At 70.9% G+C, this 15,379-nt stretch carries 16 protein-coding genes; 10 read left to right on the plus strand and 6 right to left on the minus strand.

The window, feature by feature from the left end; genetic code table 11:
- The first annotated feature begins 21 nt into the window (after positions 1 to 21).
- Positions 22 to 873, plus strand: coding sequence for a RecB family exonuclease (locus tag ACYVF3_RS01485; protein ID WP_461152479.1), 852 nt, complete (start codon positions 22 to 24; stop codon positions 871 to 873).
- Positions 874 to 896: 23 nt separating this feature from the next.
- On the plus strand, positions 897 to 1,334 hold the full coding sequence (locus ACYVF3_RS01490) for a hypothetical protein (RefSeq protein WP_461152480.1): 438 nt from the start codon (positions 897 to 899) through the stop codon (positions 1,332 to 1,334).
- 41 nt (positions 1,335 to 1,375) lie between these two features.
- Here the strand turns inward: ACYVF3_RS01490 and ACYVF3_RS01495 are convergent, their stop codons facing one another.
- Both ACYVF3_RS01495 and ACYVF3_RS01500 read right to left on the minus strand, forming a co-directional pair.
- Positions 1,376 to 2,578 (minus strand): Rv3212 family protein, encoded by a 1,203-nt coding sequence (locus ACYVF3_RS01495; protein WP_461152481.1) that lies wholly within the window; start codon positions 2,576 to 2,578, stop codon positions 1,376 to 1,378.
- 115 nt (positions 2,579 to 2,693) lie between these two features.
- Positions 2,694 to 4,283, minus strand: coding sequence for a DEAD/DEAH box helicase (locus ACYVF3_RS01500; protein WP_461152619.1), 1,590 nt, complete (start codon positions 4,281 to 4,283; stop codon positions 2,694 to 2,696).
- Positions 4,284 to 4,781: 498 nt separating this feature from the next.
- On the opposite strand from ACYVF3_RS01500, the gene ACYVF3_RS01505 reads away from it, so the two are divergent.
- Together ACYVF3_RS01505 and ACYVF3_RS01510 are read left to right on the plus strand one after the other, a co-directional pair.
- The gene (locus ACYVF3_RS01505) at positions 4,782 to 5,468 is read left to right on the plus strand and encodes a ferritin-like fold-containing protein (protein ID WP_461152482.1); all 687 of its coding nucleotides are present in this window, start codon (positions 4,782 to 4,784) and stop codon (positions 5,466 to 5,468) included.
- Between the two features lie 266 nt (positions 5,469 to 5,734).
- Positions 5,735 to 5,962: a DUF3107 domain-containing protein gene (locus ACYVF3_RS01510; protein ID WP_461152483.1), complete on the plus strand. Its 228-nt coding sequence runs from the start codon at positions 5,735 to 5,737 to the stop codon at positions 5,960 to 5,962.
- A gap of 61 nt (positions 5,963 to 6,023) precedes the next feature.
- Here ACYVF3_RS01510 and ACYVF3_RS01515 read toward each other — a convergent pair whose 3' ends face one another.
- The gene (locus ACYVF3_RS01515) at positions 6,024 to 6,767 is read right to left on the minus strand and encodes a TetR/AcrR family transcriptional regulator (protein ID WP_461152484.1); all 744 of its coding nucleotides are present in this window, start codon (positions 6,765 to 6,767) and stop codon (positions 6,024 to 6,026) included.
- A gap of 53 nt (positions 6,768 to 6,820) precedes the next feature.
- Between ACYVF3_RS01515 and ACYVF3_RS01520 the strand changes: the two genes are divergently transcribed.
- A complete protein-coding gene (locus ACYVF3_RS01520; RefSeq protein ID WP_461152485.1) occupies positions 6,821 to 7,702 on the plus strand; it encodes an alpha/beta fold hydrolase in 882 nt (293 codons plus the stop codon).
- A 6-nt stretch (positions 7,703 to 7,708) separates the two neighbouring features.
- Here the strand turns inward: ACYVF3_RS01520 and ACYVF3_RS01525 are convergent, their stop codons facing one another.
- Complete coding sequence (locus ACYVF3_RS01525) at positions 7,709 to 8,329, minus strand: TetR/AcrR family transcriptional regulator (protein ID WP_461152486.1); 621 nt, start codon at positions 8,327 to 8,329, stop codon at positions 7,709 to 7,711.
- 117 nt (positions 8,330 to 8,446) lie between these two features.
- Here ACYVF3_RS01525 and ACYVF3_RS01530 point away from each other — a divergent pair, with 117 nt between their 5' ends.
- The 5 genes from ACYVF3_RS01530 to ACYVF3_RS01550 all read left to right on the plus strand — a co-directional run bounded on the left by ACYVF3_RS01530 (position 8,447) and on the right by ACYVF3_RS01550 (position 13,832).
- Positions 8,447 to 9,475: an alpha/beta fold hydrolase gene (locus tag ACYVF3_RS01530; RefSeq protein ID WP_461152487.1), complete on the plus strand. Its 1,029-nt coding sequence runs from the start codon at positions 8,447 to 8,449 to the stop codon at positions 9,473 to 9,475.
- Between the two features lie 133 nt (positions 9,476 to 9,608).
- Positions 9,609 to 10,652, plus strand: coding sequence for a DUF3152 domain-containing protein (locus tag ACYVF3_RS01535; RefSeq protein ID WP_461152488.1), 1,044 nt, complete (start codon positions 9,609 to 9,611; stop codon positions 10,650 to 10,652).
- 244 nt (positions 10,653 to 10,896) lie between these two features.
- Positions 10,897 to 12,069, plus strand: a complete 1,173-nt coding sequence (moeZ, locus tag ACYVF3_RS01540; protein ID WP_145742926.1) for an adenylyltransferase/sulfurtransferase MoeZ — start codon at positions 10,897 to 10,899, stop codon at positions 12,067 to 12,069.
- A gap of 108 nt (positions 12,070 to 12,177) precedes the next feature.
- The gene (locus tag ACYVF3_RS01545; protein ID WP_246110498.1) at positions 12,178 to 12,975 is read left to right on the plus strand and encodes a TIGR02569 family protein; all 798 of its coding nucleotides are present in this window, start codon (positions 12,178 to 12,180) and stop codon (positions 12,973 to 12,975) included.
- A 47-nt stretch (positions 12,976 to 13,022) separates the two neighbouring features.
- Positions 13,023 to 13,832 carry a uroporphyrinogen-III synthase gene (locus tag ACYVF3_RS01550; protein ID WP_461152489.1) on the plus strand — a complete coding sequence of 270 codons (810 nt, stop codon included), beginning with the start codon at positions 13,023 to 13,025 and terminating at the stop codon, positions 13,830 to 13,832.
- Positions 13,833 to 13,921: 89 nt separating this feature from the next.
- Here ACYVF3_RS01550 and ACYVF3_RS01555 read toward each other — a convergent pair whose 3' ends face one another.
- Together ACYVF3_RS01555 and ACYVF3_RS01560 are read right to left on the minus strand one after the other, a co-directional pair.
- On the minus strand, positions 13,922 to 14,209 hold the full coding sequence (locus tag ACYVF3_RS01555) for an MGMT family protein (protein WP_461152490.1): 288 nt from the start codon (positions 14,207 to 14,209) through the stop codon (positions 13,922 to 13,924).
- Positions 14,210 to 14,396: 187 nt separating this feature from the next.
- Positions 14,397 to 15,374 (minus strand): chitinase, encoded by a 978-nt coding sequence (locus tag ACYVF3_RS01560; RefSeq protein WP_461152491.1) that lies wholly within the window; start codon positions 15,372 to 15,374, stop codon positions 14,397 to 14,399.
- Between the last annotated feature and the right edge of the window lie 5 nt (positions 15,375 to 15,379).

Raw genomic sequence — 15,379 nt, forward strand, 5'->3', positions numbered from 1 at the left:
GTTCTGCGTAGTGTGGGCGACGTGCAGCAGCAGCTCGGCCTGGAAGGCATCCCCGGGAAGCTCGTGCGGGTCACGCCGGCCCGCCTGTCGACGTGGGCCGGATGCCCGCGCCGGTACCGGATGACGTACCTCGACAGACCGGCGCCGAAACGCGGTGGGGCGTGGGCGAACGCCACCCTCGGCGCCGTCGTGCACAACGCGCTGAAGGCCTACTTCGAGCTGCGGCCCGAGAAGCGGACCCCGCAGCGCGCCGAGGTGCTGGTGCACCGGTGCTGGAAGTCCGACGGGTTCGCCGACGCCGACCAGGCCGCCGAGCACCGGCGACGCGCGCAGCGCTGGGTCCACGAGTACGTGGCCGGACTTCCCTCGGACTTCACGCCGGTCGCGATCGAGCGCTGGGTGTCGGCGCCGGTCGGCGAGATCATCGCCGAGGGCCGGGTGGACCGGGTCGACGAGCGCGACGGCGAGCTCGTGGTGGTCGACTACAAGACCGGCAGGCACGGGCTGCGCATCGACGACGCGAAGAACTCGCTGGCACTCGGGTTGTACGCGCTCGCGGTGCGCAAAACCCTGCGTCGGCCGTGCAACCGGGTTGAGCTGCATCACCTGCCGACCGGTACGGTCGCGGCCTGGGATCACACCGCCGAGTCCCTCGACGGGCTGCGGGAGCGCGCTGAACGGCTGGCGGGTGAGCTCCAGGGAGCAACCGACGCACTGGAATCCGCGTCCCCGGACTCCGACAGCGTTGCGGAGGCCGAATTTCCGGTCAGGACCGGACCGCACTGCTCCTGGTGCGATTTCCGGGCACACTGCGCCGAGGGACAGCAGGCCGCACCTGATCTGCGCCCCTGGTCGTTGCTGGGGGACGAATGAGCTTTCAACCAGAGGACGGGCCGATGCACGCACCAGCCCCGCAACGCCGAACTCCGCCGCCCCGCACGCGACACATGCCGCCGGGTGATGCGGCGCGCCGCATGCCGCCGCCACCCCGTCCGCGCCGAACGGCTCCGGAGGCCAGGCGTCCGCGCTCCCGCCACGAGCTCGCCCGGCCTCGGCGGGTGAGCGCGGCGGGAACCACGCTGCGCAGCGTCACCGGTGCGCTGGCGATGGGTTCGCTGCTGCTCGGGCTGGCTCTCATCGGCGTCCAGTTCTGGGCCACAAGCCACGGTCAGCAGGGCCCGGGGATCGGCTCGGTGATCTCGCAGCTCGTCGCAGGTCTCGTCGCGCTCGCGCTGCAGACCTACGCGGACCGCAACCGCGACCGCAACGGCGGCTGGGCCGTCGTCGGCGTGCTGGTCGTGGTGCTCGGGTCGCTCTGGTTCTGGTGGTGGTGACCGTTCGCGGGGAGCGCTGATCGGGCCTCGCGGCCCCGCGATCAGCGGAGTGCCACCAGGGTGTCGCCGCGCTGCTCCAGGACGACCAGGCCTGTCGAGTTCAGCCGCACCGGGCCGGTGTGGCCCCCGCGATCCACCGGGATCGTGCGCTCCCGTGCTCCGGTCGCCGGGTCGAGGACGGCCAGGCCCTCTCGTACCGGCACGACCAGCCGGTCGGCCAGCGAGGTCCCGGCTCCGAGCGTGTCGGGGCTGGTCCACAGCGGCGTGAGGTTCTTCTCGTCCAGCGCGATCGTGTCCACGCCGGTGTGCCAGTAGACGCGGCTGCCGATGGCGGTGCTCTCGACGCGCACGTTGTCGGTGCCCGCGTCCGGGCCGGTGCGGACCGGGTAGGTGGCCACCACCCGTCCCGAGTTGTCGAACAGCATCAGCTGCCCGCTGTCACGCATGATCACGGCGACCCGCTCGTCGGTCACCGCCACGACCGACGCGTCCCGGCTGCCGAGGGAGACGCTGAAGACCTGGTCGGGCTTCTCGTCGTCCTTCGGGTGGGCCTTGATCGCGGTGATCCGGCCGGTCTCGCCGGGGCAGTTCTCGACGGCGCCGATCCGCCCGTCCCCGACCGCGATCGAGGAGTAGGTGCAGCGGGGGCGCTCCATGTTGTTCTCGGGGTTCTTCAGCTGCGGCGGGATGCCGAACTGCTGGGTGCGCACCAGATCCGAGCGCCAGGTCTCGAAGGAGCGGGTGCCCGTGGCGGTCAGGTAGGTGCCGTCGCCGAGCAGCCGGGTGCCGAACTCCGCGTCGGTGTTGCGCTGCGGGCCTCGCTCCCCGGTCGTGCCCTGCAGCGAGGTCACCTCGCTGCAGTTGTGCGACTTGCCGAAGACCGCGATGGCCCGGTCCCACTCGGTGCCGATCGTGCACAGCGGGAGGTCGCGCGCGTAGCGCCAGGCGATCCGCCCGGTCATGGGGTCGTGGCCGACGACCTCCTGGCCTGCGCCGGTGACCACCGCGGGCGGCGCGATCACCGGGACCTGGGTCGCCGTGCTCGGAGCCCGCCAGACCTCGTGCAAGGTCGCGGGCACCGAGGTGGCGGCCGGTGGCTTAGGCAGCGGCTCGGCGGCGGTTTCCGAGACGGTCGCTCGCGCGTCGCTGTTGAGCCACAGCACGACCGAGCCGATGAGGGCGGCGGCCACGATCACCGCGACCGCGGCCAGGTCGCCTCGCGTGCGCCGCTCCGGCCGGACCAAACCAACTCCCCAAGCAATCGACTGCTCCACGCCGGAGCTTACCCGGCGCGAAAACGGGCCCGACACGAAGAGATCTCGACCTCCGGGGAGGTCGAGATCTCAGGGTGTTCGCAGGTCAGCCGTTGTCGGTGGACTCCGAGGAGCCCTCCCCGCCACCACCACCGCGGCCGCCGCGGCGGCGACGACGGCGGCGCGGACGGTCACCGGCGTCGGCCGAGCCGGACTCGGCGGCGGCCGGGTTCTCCGACTGCTGGGCGCCGACCTCGGCGTTGACCTCGTCGCCCCCGCGCGTGCGGCGGCGGTTGCGGCGCCGGGTCGGGCGGGTTTCGGCGTCGGAGTCGTGGCGGGCGCCGTTGCCGGCCTCGCCACCGGCCGCGTCCTTGCCCCCGCGGGTGCGGCGGCGGTTGCGGCGCGGGCGCTTGGCCTCGCCCGACTCGCCCTCCGGCTCGGCGTCGAGGCCCTCGCGGGTGCGCTTGGCCAGCGGCAGCCGTCCGGTCACGTCGGTCGGGATGCCCAGGTCGGCGAACAGGTGCGCCGAGGTGGAGTAGGTCTCGACCGGCTCCGGCTTGTCCAGCCCGAGGGTGTCGCTGATCATCTTCCAGCGCGGTTCCTCGTCCCAGTCGACCAGCGTGATCGCCACGCCCTCGCGACCCGCGCGGCCGGTGCGGCCGATGCGGTGGACGTAGGTCTTCTCGTCGTCCGGGCACTGCAGGTTGATCACGTGCGACACGCCGGCCACGTCGATGCCGCGCGCCGCGACGTCGGTGGCGACGAGGATGTCGACCTTGCCGGAGCGGAACGCGCGCAGCGCCTTCTCCCGGGCGCCCTGGCCCAGGTCGCCGTGCACGGCACCGGCGGCGAAGCCTCGCTCGGTGAGCTCGTCGGCCAGCTTCTGCGCCTGCCGCTTGGTCCGGCTGAAGATCATCGCCAGGCCGCGGCCCTCGGCCTGCAGCGCCTTGGCGATCAGCTCGGACTTGTCCATCGAGTGCGCCCGGTAGATGAACTGGCGGGTGCGCTCGTGCACCGCGCCCTCATCGGCCTGCTCGGCGCGGATGTGCGTCGGGCGGGTCATGAAGGTGCGGGCGAGGGTCAGGATCGGGCCGGGCATGGTCGCCGAGAACAGCATCGTCTGGCGCTGCTCGGGGACCATCCGCAAGATCCGCTCGATGTCGGGGAGGAAGCCCAGGTCGAGCATCTCGTCGGCCTCGTCGAGCACCAGGGCGGAGACCTTGCCGAGCACCAGGTGGCGCTGTTCGGCCAGGTCCAGCAGGCGTCCCGGGGTGCCGATGACCACGTCGACGCCGTTGCGCAGCGCGGAGATCTGCTCCTCGTAGGGGCGACCGCCGTAGACGGCGAGGGTGCGCACGCCCAGGTGCTTGCTCGCGTCGGTGAGGTCGCGGGTGACCTGCAGGCACAGCTCCCGGGTCGGGACCACGATCAGGGCCTGCGGGGTGCCGTCGCCGGCACCGCCCACGCGGTGCAGGATCGGGACGCCGAAGCCGAGGGTCTTGCCGGTACCCGTGCGGGCCTGGCCGATGAGGTCTTCGCCGCGCATCGCCAGCGGGAGCGTCAGCTCCTGGATGGCGAAGGTCCGCTCGATGCCGCCGTCGTTGAGCGCCTTGACGATGTCCGGGTGGACGTCGAGCTCCGCGAACGTCGGCGGGAGGTGCTCCTGAGCGGCCTCGGGGGCGTCGCTGGTGGAGATGTCGGGGGTGCCGCCCCCGGTCTGATCTTCGAGGCCGTCGGGGGCCTGGCTGTTGGTGAACGTCAGAATGATCGCCTCTCTCGGTACCTGCGCGCGTTCCTCCCGGTTCGGGCCGATCCCGTGGCGACGTCCTCCCGGCACACGGCGGCCGCGTGGTCGCGGCTGCTCGGAGTGCTCGTGGTCACCGACGTAATGGTGCGCGCCTTCGTTTCGCTACAGCGGCGAATACCCGCTGGCTGGGTCGTTGTGTGTCATCGGCATCGCATGCGCGCCAAGGTCGTCGAGCCGTTCGCTCGAGCCGCGTCGCGCCGGCTTGTCCGGGGCCGTCCCGCTCGGGCGCCCGTCGCCCGGATCGTGACGTTCGGGGAGCCGACCCCACGGTGTTCCACCGCGCCGTCAGGACGCCGATTGCTCCTCCGAGCGCCAGGATACCTGTTCTGAAGCCAAAACTGACGTGGCGCGTATAACTCGGGCGTGCCGACGGTTACGCTCGCAGCCATGAACGAGGCTGACCAGCGCGCCACGATGCCGGGTGAAAGTGACGAGCGTTACCAAGAAGGGGTCGTCGACCTGCTCGCGGCCCTGGCCTACGGCGAGCTGTCTGCGTTCGACCGGCTGGCCGAGGACGCGCGCACCGCTCCGACGCTGACCGGCCGGGCCGCGCTGTCGAGCATGGCGGCGGCGGAGATCGGCCACTACCGGATGCTGGAGCAGGCGCTGGCCGCTCGCGGGGTCAAGGTCGACCAGGCGATGGAGCCCTTCGCCGACCCCTTCGAGGCGTTCAACTCCTCCACCGCGCCGCACTCGTGGCTGGAATCACTGGTCAAGGCCTACGTGGGTGACGGCCTCGCCGCGGACTTCTACCGCGAGGTCGCCGAGTGGCTGGACCCGGGCACCCGCGAGCTGGTCCTCACGGTGCTGGCCGACACCGGGCACTCCGCGTTCGCCGAGCGCGAGGTCCAGGCGGCCTGCGCGGACGACCGCTCGCTGCGCGACAAGCTCACGCTGTGGGGGCGGCGGCTGCTCGGCGAGGCGATCACCCAGGCCCAGTACGTGGTCGCCGAGCGCGACGCGCTCTCCGAGCTGATCATCACCGGCTCCGGGGACCTCACCGGCATCGGCGCCATGTTCCGCCGCCTCCAGAGCAACCACACCAAGCGCATGGGCCAACTCGGCCTGGGCTGACCCCACCCGGACACCTCTCCGCGGCAGGTCCCAGTTTTAGTCCAAACCGAGGGCCCTTCGTGCCCGAAATGTCCGCTCAGTTTGGACTAAAACTGGGACCGGGTGCGGTGCTGCGGCGGTGACCCGGCGACGGGGCTCCCGGTGCGCCTCGAAATCCCGGGCGGTGCCCATTCGCTCTGAGCGAATGGGCAGATCCCGTGCCTCGTGGGGTGGCTGGGATAGCCTTGGCCCGTCACATCGTTTCTAGTGCCCTACGGAGGTTCGGCGTGGAGGTCAAGATCGGCGTCGTGGACAGTCCGCGCGAGCTGACGGTCGACAGCGGACAGTCCCCGCAGGAGATCGAGTCGCTGGTCTCCGACGCGCTGAAGAACGACGCGAGCGTGCTGGCGCTGGACGACAGCAAGGGGCGGCGCATCATCGTTCCGTCGAGCAAGATCGCCTACGTCGAGATCGGACCGGGCGACGTGCCGCGGGTGGGCTTCGGAGTCGGCTGACACCCGGATTCGAGCTGTGCGAGGGGCATCCCGGAGCGATCCGGGGTGCCCCTCGATGCGTTCAGGCCCGTTCCTGGTCCGCGTCGGCCTCCAGGTGCGTGTCGTCGATGAGGTCGAGGTTCTCGTCGGGATCGAGGACCAGACCTGCCGAGCGCAGCACGCCGTCGATGGCCGACCAGATGACCTGCGTCAGGTAGGTGATGAGGTCGTCGCGGCTCATCGTCTGGCGGTCCAGCCACCAGTCGCCGCTGGCCTGCACCAGCCCGACCAGGCCGTGGCTCCACACCTCGATACCGCCGGAGTCCAGCCCCAGCGCGCGCATGTAGCGGCCGAGCAGCCGGGCCAGCGAGTTGGCGATGACGGTCTTCTCGTTGGACACCGGGTCGCTGGCGACCGGCCGGTCGGTGAAGTTGCGCTGCACGACGAACCGGTAGAGGTCCGGGTACTCCTCGATGACGCTCAGGTAGGCCCCCAGCAGCCGGCGGATGAGCTCGTTGGCGGAGCCGTTGATCCGGAACAGCGGTGCGAGCCGCTCCATCAGCAGGTTGGTGCCCCACTCGCCGACGGCCACGTAGAGGTCGCTCTTGTCGCTGAAGTGCCGGTAGAGCACGGGCTTGCTGACGCCGGCCTCGGCCGCGATGTCGTCCATGCCGACCTCGGCGCCGTGCTCGCCGATGGCGCGGACAGCCGCCTGGACGAGTTCGGCGCGCCGGGCCAGGCGGTGCTCCCGCCATCGCTCCTTGCGGGCGTCGCCCTTGTGCTCGTCGTGCCGGGCGGCCTTGACATGTCGGGAACCGTGACTCACGCTACCTGAGGTTACTGTTACTGCAGGTAACAGGCAAATTCCTGGAGCTCCATTTGCAGACGGTCACTCGCCCCGAGTTCATCACCAGCGACGGCGCGCAGCTGCGGCTGGTCGACGAGGGGCCGGCGGACGCCCCGGTCACCGTGCTGTTCGTGCACGGCTGGACGCTGAGCAAGCACAGCTGGGACCGCATCGCCGCCGGGTTGCCCGCGGCGGCCGGGCACAACGTGCGCACCCTGCGCTTCGACCTGCGCGGCCACGGAGCCAGCCGACCGGCCGAGCCGGGCGAGGCCACCATCGCGCGGTGCGCGGACGATCTCGCGGAGATCATCGCAGACCGGGTTCCGGACGGGCCGATCGTGCTCGCGGGGCACTCGATGGGCGGCATGACGATCATGGCGCTCGCCGAGCAGCACCCGCAGGTGTTCGACCGCGTTCGCGGTGTGGCGCTCGTGGCGACCTCGTCGGGGGACCTGGCCGCTCCCAGCTTCGGCCTGCCCCAGCGGGGTTCGGACGTGTTCAACGCCGGCGAGCGGGTGCTGCGCCGCTACCTGGCGAAATCCGGGGCCGAGCGGGTCAGCGGCGCTTCGGCCTGGCTGCGCCCCGGCGTCCGGTGGCTGCTGTTCGGCGATCAGCCCGCTAGCGAGGACGTCGCCGCGACGGCGTCCTGGCTGGCCACCTGCCACCCGAAGAACATGGCCGCCTACCGGGAATCGCTCGCGGTGCACGAGAGGGCCGAGGCGCTGGCCAGGCTCGACGAGGTCCCCACGCTGATCCTCGCCGGCCTCTCGGACCGGCTGACGCCCAAGGAGCACGCGGACAAGATCGCCCGGGCCCTGCCGAACGCCCGGTTCTACCTCTACCCGGGCGCAGGCCACATGCTGCCGCTGGAGCGCACCGCCGAGATCACGACCCGGATCGCCACCCTCCTGTAGGGCGCGTCAGGGGTTCTGGAGCGGGAAGCCCGCGAGCCCCTTCCAGGCGAGGGTCGAAATCAGGTTGATGGCATCGTCGCGGGGGATCTTCTGCGTCTCGTCGAGCCAGTCCCGGGCGGTGACCTGGGCGAGGCCGACGAGGCCCACCGCCAGCAGGCGGGCGCGGTCGGCGTCGAGGCCGGCGTCGGCCGTGACGGCGTCGGTGATCGCGTCGATGCAGCCCGAGTTGGAGCTCTCGACGGCCTTCTCGACCGCGGGCTCACCGCGCAGGTCGGACTCGAACACCAACCGGAAGGCCTGGTCCTCGCTGGCCACGAACTCGTAGAAGGCGCCGATCGCGGCGCGGACCCGGAGCTTGTTGTCCGTGGTCGACTCGATCGCCTTGCGGACCCGGCGGACCAGCTCGTTGCCGTGGGTCTCCAGCAGGGCCAGGTAGAGCTCGAGCTTGCCGGGGAAGTGCTGGTAGAGGACCGGTTTGCTGACTCCGGCGCGCTCGGCGATGTCGTCCATCGCCGCAGCGTGGTAGCCGTTGTGCACGAACACGTACTGCGCCGCTTCGAGCAGCTGCGCTCGTCGCGCGTCGCGGGGCAACCGGATTCCCTTGTTCGGCTGCGCGGTCCCGGTCATCCTCGCCTCTTCCTTCCGCCGCGATCGGTGGCCATGCAGCCCCCAAACTTCCCCGACTCTACTCGCCAGTAAAGGCGCCTACCGCAATCCGCCCGGTTCGGGCTGCATCCTGTACCGATGACGACGCGTGCGACCGACCTGAACCTGCTCCGGGCGGCCCGGCGGAACCGGCTGGATCGCGACGCCCTGACCCGGGTGCCGCTGGTCGACGGCCTGGCGGAGCTGGACCTCCACCTGCGTCCGCCGGAAGGCAGGCAGGTCGAGCTGCCCGCGGGGCCGGGGTGCGCTGCCGCTCGGGTGCACGTGCGCGAGACGGCCGGGCCGCCCGGCGCGGAGACCGCTGTTCACCTGCACGGGCTCGCCGGGTCGTCGACGAACTGGACGGACCTCTCGGCGCAGCTCTCGGGCACCCTGCGCAGCGTCGCCGTCGATCTGCCCGGGTTCGGCCGCTCCCGGCCTCCGGCCGGTTTCGGCTACACGCGTCAGGAGAACGCCGACCTGATCATCCGGCTGCTGGCCGAACTGGGTGCCGGTGCGGTGCACCTGACCGGCAACTCCTTCGGCGCGGCCGTGGCCGTCGAGGTCGCCGCGCGCCGGCCCGACCTGGTCAACACGCTCACGCTGATCTCCCCGGCGATGCCGGACCTGCGGCCGAGCCCGAAGCGGATCTCCGACCCGCGCCTGGCGCTGGCGTTGCTGCCGGTGATCGGGCCGCCCACCCGCCGACGGCTCGCCGACGTCACCCCCAGGGAGCGCGCCGAGCAGCTGCTCCGGGTGTGCTTCGCCGAGCCGGACCGCGTCCCGCCGCACCGCCTGGACGAGGCGGCCGAGGAGTTCGCCGAGCGGGCGGCGCTGCCGTGGGCGACTGCCGCGCTGGCCACGACCACGGTCGAGCTGATGCGTTCGTGGGTGGTCGCGCCCTCGCGGTCGCTGTGGCGGCTGCTGCCCCGGGTCGACACCCCTGCTCTGGTGATTTGGGGTGACAACGATCGGGTGGTTTCGGTCCGCAAGGCACCACGCACGGCGACTCTGCTCCCGCGCGGACGGCTGCTCGTGCTGCCGCGCACCGGCCACGTCGCCCAGATGGAGAGGCCCGCGATGGTGGCCCGCGCGGTCCTGGGACTGGCCCTCTCCAGCACCTGGTGATCGGACGCCACCCGCACCGGAGCCGGCGGGCCGAAACGACTGCTTACGCAACAAGGGTGATCTTTTCCGCGCCGCTCACCCCGAGTGGTCGGTGTGACGGAGTTGGCTGGTCGGGCTGTGGCAGGCTAGTGGGGTGACCCGCCCGCCGCAGCCCTCCCGCGACCCCGCGGAAGACCGCCATCCGGCGGATCATTCCGCGCGTGAGTCCCGTGGGCTCGCGGACCGCCCCCGCAAGCGCGGCGAGGCCCCCGGCGACGAGCCGCTCGCCGCGTCCTGGACCCCGGAGAAGCCGGAGGGCCAGTACCGGGCCCGGCACCGCAAGAGCGTTCTGGGGCGGTACGGCTGGCGGGTCTACGCGCTGCCCCTGCTGGTGGCCATCACGGCTCTCGCCGTCCTGCAGACCGTGCGACCGGGCGACGTCAACGCGGCGTTGACCGGACCGCCGCCGATCGCCGAGCAGGGACCCGGCGAGCCGGTCGTGCGCGAGGCGCCGCCGAGCCAGACCTACCCGGTCAACATGTTCTCCGCCGACCTGCCGCCGGGCGGACCGGTCCCGGAGACCGGTGCCCGCACCTTCCAGGTGCTGCCCGGCTCCTCGCCGGTCGTGGGCGCGGGACAGCTCTACCGCTACAGCGTGGAGGTCGAGGTCGGCGTGAACCTGCCGGACCCGAACGCCGAGTTCGGCAACCTCGTGCAGTCGACGCTGTCGGATCCGCGCAGCTGGACGAATCCGCAGGCGGGCGGCATCTCGCTGCAGCGCGTCGACGCGAACACCGGTCAGCCGGACTTCCGGGTGATCCTGGTCAGCCAGCAGACGGCCCGAGAAGCCTGCGACTACACCGACGGCGTGCCCTACGACAGCTCGTGCCGCAAGGGCGACATGGTCTACCTCAACGCGGCTCGCTGGGTGCGCGGCGCTGTCTCGTTCGAAGGTGACATCGGCAACTACCGCCGCTACGCCATCAACCACGAGGTCGGCCACGTCTTCGGCAACAAGCACGTCGGCTGCCCCGGTCAGGGAGCGCTGGCGCCGGTGATGATGCAGCAGACGTTCAGCGTCGCCAACAACGAGCTGCACGACCTCAACCAGGTCGCCGACCAGGGCACCTCGATCGACTCCGACGGGTTCGTCTGCCGCCCGAACGCCTGGCCCTTCCCGGTCGCGCCCGGCTTCTGACCCGTGCCCGTAGCTGGGGTTGGGTGGGTGGGGTGGGGAAGTTTTCATGAAAACTTCCCCACCCCCACCAACCCAACAGCGGCCTCCCGCCCGTCCCGGATGCTGGGAGTAGTTTGGGTTGGGGAATCGGATCGTTCAGGCTTGCGTTGCAGATTCCGTGTTACCCGTTGGGAACACGAGGACGCTTTTGAGGCACCGGCCGCTCTCGCAGCGAGCGGTGCCGCCACCAGAGGAGGAGCTGGGAATGTCCGGCGCAACGTCGCTACCGCCGCTGGTCGAGCCGGCGTCGGAGCTGACCAAGGAAGAGGTCGCGCGCTACAGCCGCCACCTGATCATCCCGGACGTCGGGATGGACGGGCAGAAGCGGCTGAAGAACGCCAAGGTCCTGGTGGTCGGCGCCGGCGGGCTCGGTAGCCCGGCGCTTCTGTACTTGGCCGCCGCGGGCGTCGGCACGCTCGGCATCGTCGAGTTCGACGAGGTCGACGAGTCGAACCTGCACCGCCAGATCATCCACGGTCAGTCCGACCTGGGCCGCTCCAAGGCGGACTCGGCGAAGGACTCGATCGCCGAGGTCAACCCCTACGTCCAGGTCAACCTGCACAAGACGCACCTGACCTCGGACAACGCCCTCGACATCTTCCGCGACTACGACCTGATCCTGGACGGCACGGACAACTTCGCCACCCGGTACCTGGTCAACGACGCCGCGGTGCTGTCGGGCAAGCCGTACGTGTGGGGCTCGATCTTCCGCTTCGAGGGCCAGGCCAGCGTGTTCTGGGCCGAGCACGGGCCGCAGTACCGCGACCTCTACCCCGAGCCGCCGCCGCCCGGCATGGTGCCGTCCTGCGCCGAGGGCGGTGTGCTGGGCGTGCTGTGCGCCTCCATCGGTTCGATCATGGTCAACGAGGCCATCAAGCTGATCACCGGTATCGGTGAGACCCTGCTGGGCCGGCTGATGATCTACGACGCGCTGGAGATGAGCTACCGCACCGTCAAGATCCGCAAGGACCCGAACGGCGAGCCGATCGAGGGGCTGATCGACTACGAGGCGTTCTGCGGTGCGGTCTCCGACGACGCGCAGCAGGCGGCGGTGAACTCGACGATCACCCCGCAGGAGCTCAAGGAGAAGTTCGATCGCGGCGACAAGTTCGAGCTGATCGACGTCCGCGAGCCGCACGAGTACGAGATCGTCAAGATCGACGGCTCGAAGCTCATCCCGAAGGACCGCATCCTCTCCGGTGACGCGCTGTCCGAACTGCCGCAGGACCGCCAGATCGTCCTGCACTGCAAGTCCGGCGGCCGTTCCGCGGAGGCGCTGGCGGCGCTGCACAAGGCCGGTTTCGCCGACGCCGTGCACGTCGGCGGCGGTGTCCTGGGCTGGGCCAACCAGGTCGACAAGAGCCTGCCGACCTACTGATCGCAGTCATCGAGGGCGGTGCGCCGGTTTTCCGACCGGCGCACCGCTTTTGCGTAGATGCGGAGTGCCTGCTGCCCAATCGCCGATCTTCGAGGTAGCGTCTGCCGCGTGAGTGCTACGCCGGAGCCGCCACCGCCGCACGTGTGCGCGGCGTTCGGGGCGCGAGTCGAAGAGCCCGAGGCCCTGGACGGCGCGGTCGCCTGGCGTTGCGGCGAGATCGTGCTCAAGCCCGCGGCCAACACCGCGGAGGCCGCGTGGGTCGCGCAGACCCTCGACGTGCTGGAACCCGACGACGTCCGGATCTCGCGCCCGGTGCGCTCGACGGACGGGCGCTGGGTGGTGTCCGGCTGGTCGGCGAGCCGCGATGTCATGGGCCGTCCCGAACCGCGCCACGACGAGGTCGTGGCCATGTCGCTGCGGCTGCACGCCGCGAGCAGGTACGTGGCCCGCCCGAGGTTCCTCCAGCTGCGCCAGGACATCTACGCGCTGGCCGACCGGATGGCCTGGGGCGAAGAGGACTACGTGCTGCCGCAGGAGAAGGGCGGTCGTCTCTACGACGTGCTGGCCGGTTCGCGGCGCCAGGTGCAGCTGCAACCGCAGGTGGTGCACGGCGACCTGTTCGGCAACGTGCTCTTCGCCGGCGACGCCTCGCCCGGCGTGATCGACTTCAACGCCTACTGGCGGCCCGCCGAGTGGGCCGCGGCCGTGGTGGTCGTGGATTCGCTGGCCTGGGGCGGAGCGGATCCGGCCATCGTGGAGCGCTGGTCGCACCTGACCGACTGGCCGCAGGCCCTGTTGCGCGCCTTGCTGTTCCGGCTCTCGGTGCACGCGCTGCACCCGCGCTCCAACGCCAAGACGCTGACCGGTTTGGAACGCGCCTCGCAGATGGTGCTCGAAGTTCTCTGACCTGGTCGGCCTCGGTCGGCGCTCGCTCGCTGTGTGACGATGGGCGCGTGCAGGACGTTCTGAGCGGGTTCACGGTCGGTGTCACTGCGGAGCGCAAGGCCGAGGAGATCGGGAGCCTGCTGTCCCGCAGGGGCGCACGCGTGCTGTTCGGTGCCGCGATGCACACGGTTCCCCTGCCCGAGGACGGCGAGCTCGCCACCGCCACCGAACGCGTGCTCTCCGCTCCGGTGGACTTCGCCGTGGCGATCACCGGCGTGGGTTTCCGCGGCTGGGTGGAGGCCGCCGGCGACGCCTTGGTGGAGCACCTCAGCGGTGCGCGGGTGGTCGCGCGAGGAGCCAAGGCCAAGGGAGCGGTGCGCGGGGCGGGGCTCCGCGAGGAGTGGACCTCGCCGTCGGAGGAATCCGCCGAGATCCTCACCTACCTGCTGGAACGGGGTGTGGCGGGCAAGCGCGTCGTGCTGCAGGTCCACGGCGACCCGATGCTCGATTTCCGCCGCGAACTCACCGAGGCCGGGGCCGAGGTGGTGCCGGTCGCGGTCTACCGCTGGACGGATCCGGTCGACCTGGACCCGCTGGATCGCCTGATCGACGCCGTCATCGCCGGTGAGGTCGACGCGCTGCCGTTCACCAGCGCGCCCGCGGCTACCAACTTCCTGGCCAGGGCCGATGCCACGGACCGGGGTGACGCGCTTCGAGAAGCCCTGCGCGACGGCGTCTTCATCGCCTGCGTCGGCCCGGTCACCGCAGCCCCCATCGCCAAAGCCGGCCTGCCCCACGAAATCCCGGACCGAGCCCGCACAGCCGCCCTGGTCCGCCTGGTCGAGCAGGAGTTGCCCAGCCGCACCTCGGGGGCCTGAGTCCTTCGAAGTTTGCATGAAAACTTCGCGCGAACTGGAGGGCGCACCCCGCGAAGCGGCCTCGACCTGGCACTGCGCGGGTCCGCGGGTCACCTGCTCCAGCGGTAGTGGCGCATGTTCACCCGTCCGTCCTGGGCCTGGACGCCTTCAGCGCGGAGGAGTTCGAGCTGGTGGTGGCGGAGGTGGTCGGCGACGGTCCCGTTGGAGCGCAAGACGCGGTACCAGGGCAGGTCGGCGGTGTCCTCGGACATGATCTTGCCGACGAGACGCGCGGACCGGAGCCCGGCGAGCTCGGCGACATCGCCGTAGGACAGCACCCGCCCGGGCGGGATCGACGCGACCACGGCCCGCACCCGCTCGAACGTCTCCTCATCCACACCCCGAAGTTACCGCGTCGAGCGCTGGGGAGGCGGGGGTGTCTTCCGGGGACGGGGCCTGGGGCAGTTTTGGTCCGAACCGTCCATGATCAAAATCCCATTTGTCCGGACAGTTCGGACCAAAACTGCCCCGAAGCACGAGACGCCCCGCCCTCCGGGGGAGAGCGGGCCGTCGTCGAGCGGGGTGTCAGCCCTGGAAGCCGGCGACGATCTTGGAGAAGTCCCAGTCCTGCTGCTCGATGCCGCTGCAGGAGTCGGCGGCACCGCCGCTGCACGGGCGGTCGCGGTTGACCGACCAGAAGGTGAAGCGGCCGAGGCTCTTCTCCTTGGCGTAGTCCGCCATCTTCTGGAACGCGGCCTGGTCGACGATCTCGCCCTCGACGTCGGTCTTGCCGTTCATCGACGAGATGCCGGAGTGCGCGTAGGCGTCGGCGTCCTCGTAGCCGAAGCTCGACTTCAGGGCTTCCTTGAGCCCTTCGGTCGCGGCGATGGTGTCGGCGGCCATGTCGGAACCGTTGAAGTCGAACGGCATCTGCGTCCAGACGTCGATGTTCGCGCCGATCTCGGCGGCCTTCGCGAACATCGCCTTGCCGTTCTCGTTCGGGCCGGTGGTCGTGGTCGGGAAGGTGACCACGGTCAGCAGGCCCTCGTTGGCCTCCTTGGTGATCTTCAGCGCCTCGACGACCTTGTCGCGCGAGGCCTGGTTCTCGAACTCGGTGGCCTCGATGTCGACGTCGATGGCCTTGAGGCCGTAGGCGTCGATCAGCTTCTGGTAGGCCGCGGCCAGCTGCTGGGCGTCGCCGCACACCTCGCCGAGCTTGGTGCCGGAGTAGCCGCCGATGGACGGGATCACGTCGCCGCCGGCGCCGCGGATCGCGTCGATGGTGGCCTTGTCCTGGCCGTCGAGCGGGCGCTGGCCGTCCCACGCGGGGTTGCAGCCGCCGTCTGAATTGATGAAGGCGAGGGTGAAGTCCTTGATGCCGGTCGCGTTCATGACGTCGGCGGGCGCGGGCGGGCTGCCCCAGCCGTTGTACAGGTAGGGCGAGGCGGCGACCGGGCTCGTGGCCGCGCTGGGCTCTTCGGCGCTGAGCGCGGGGGCGGCTCCGATGGCCAACGTGCCGAGGACGGCGGCGCCGGCGAGCAGGCTCTTGCGGATCTTGCTCACGCTTC

This window comes from Saccharopolyspora tripterygii (assembly GCF_054778355.1).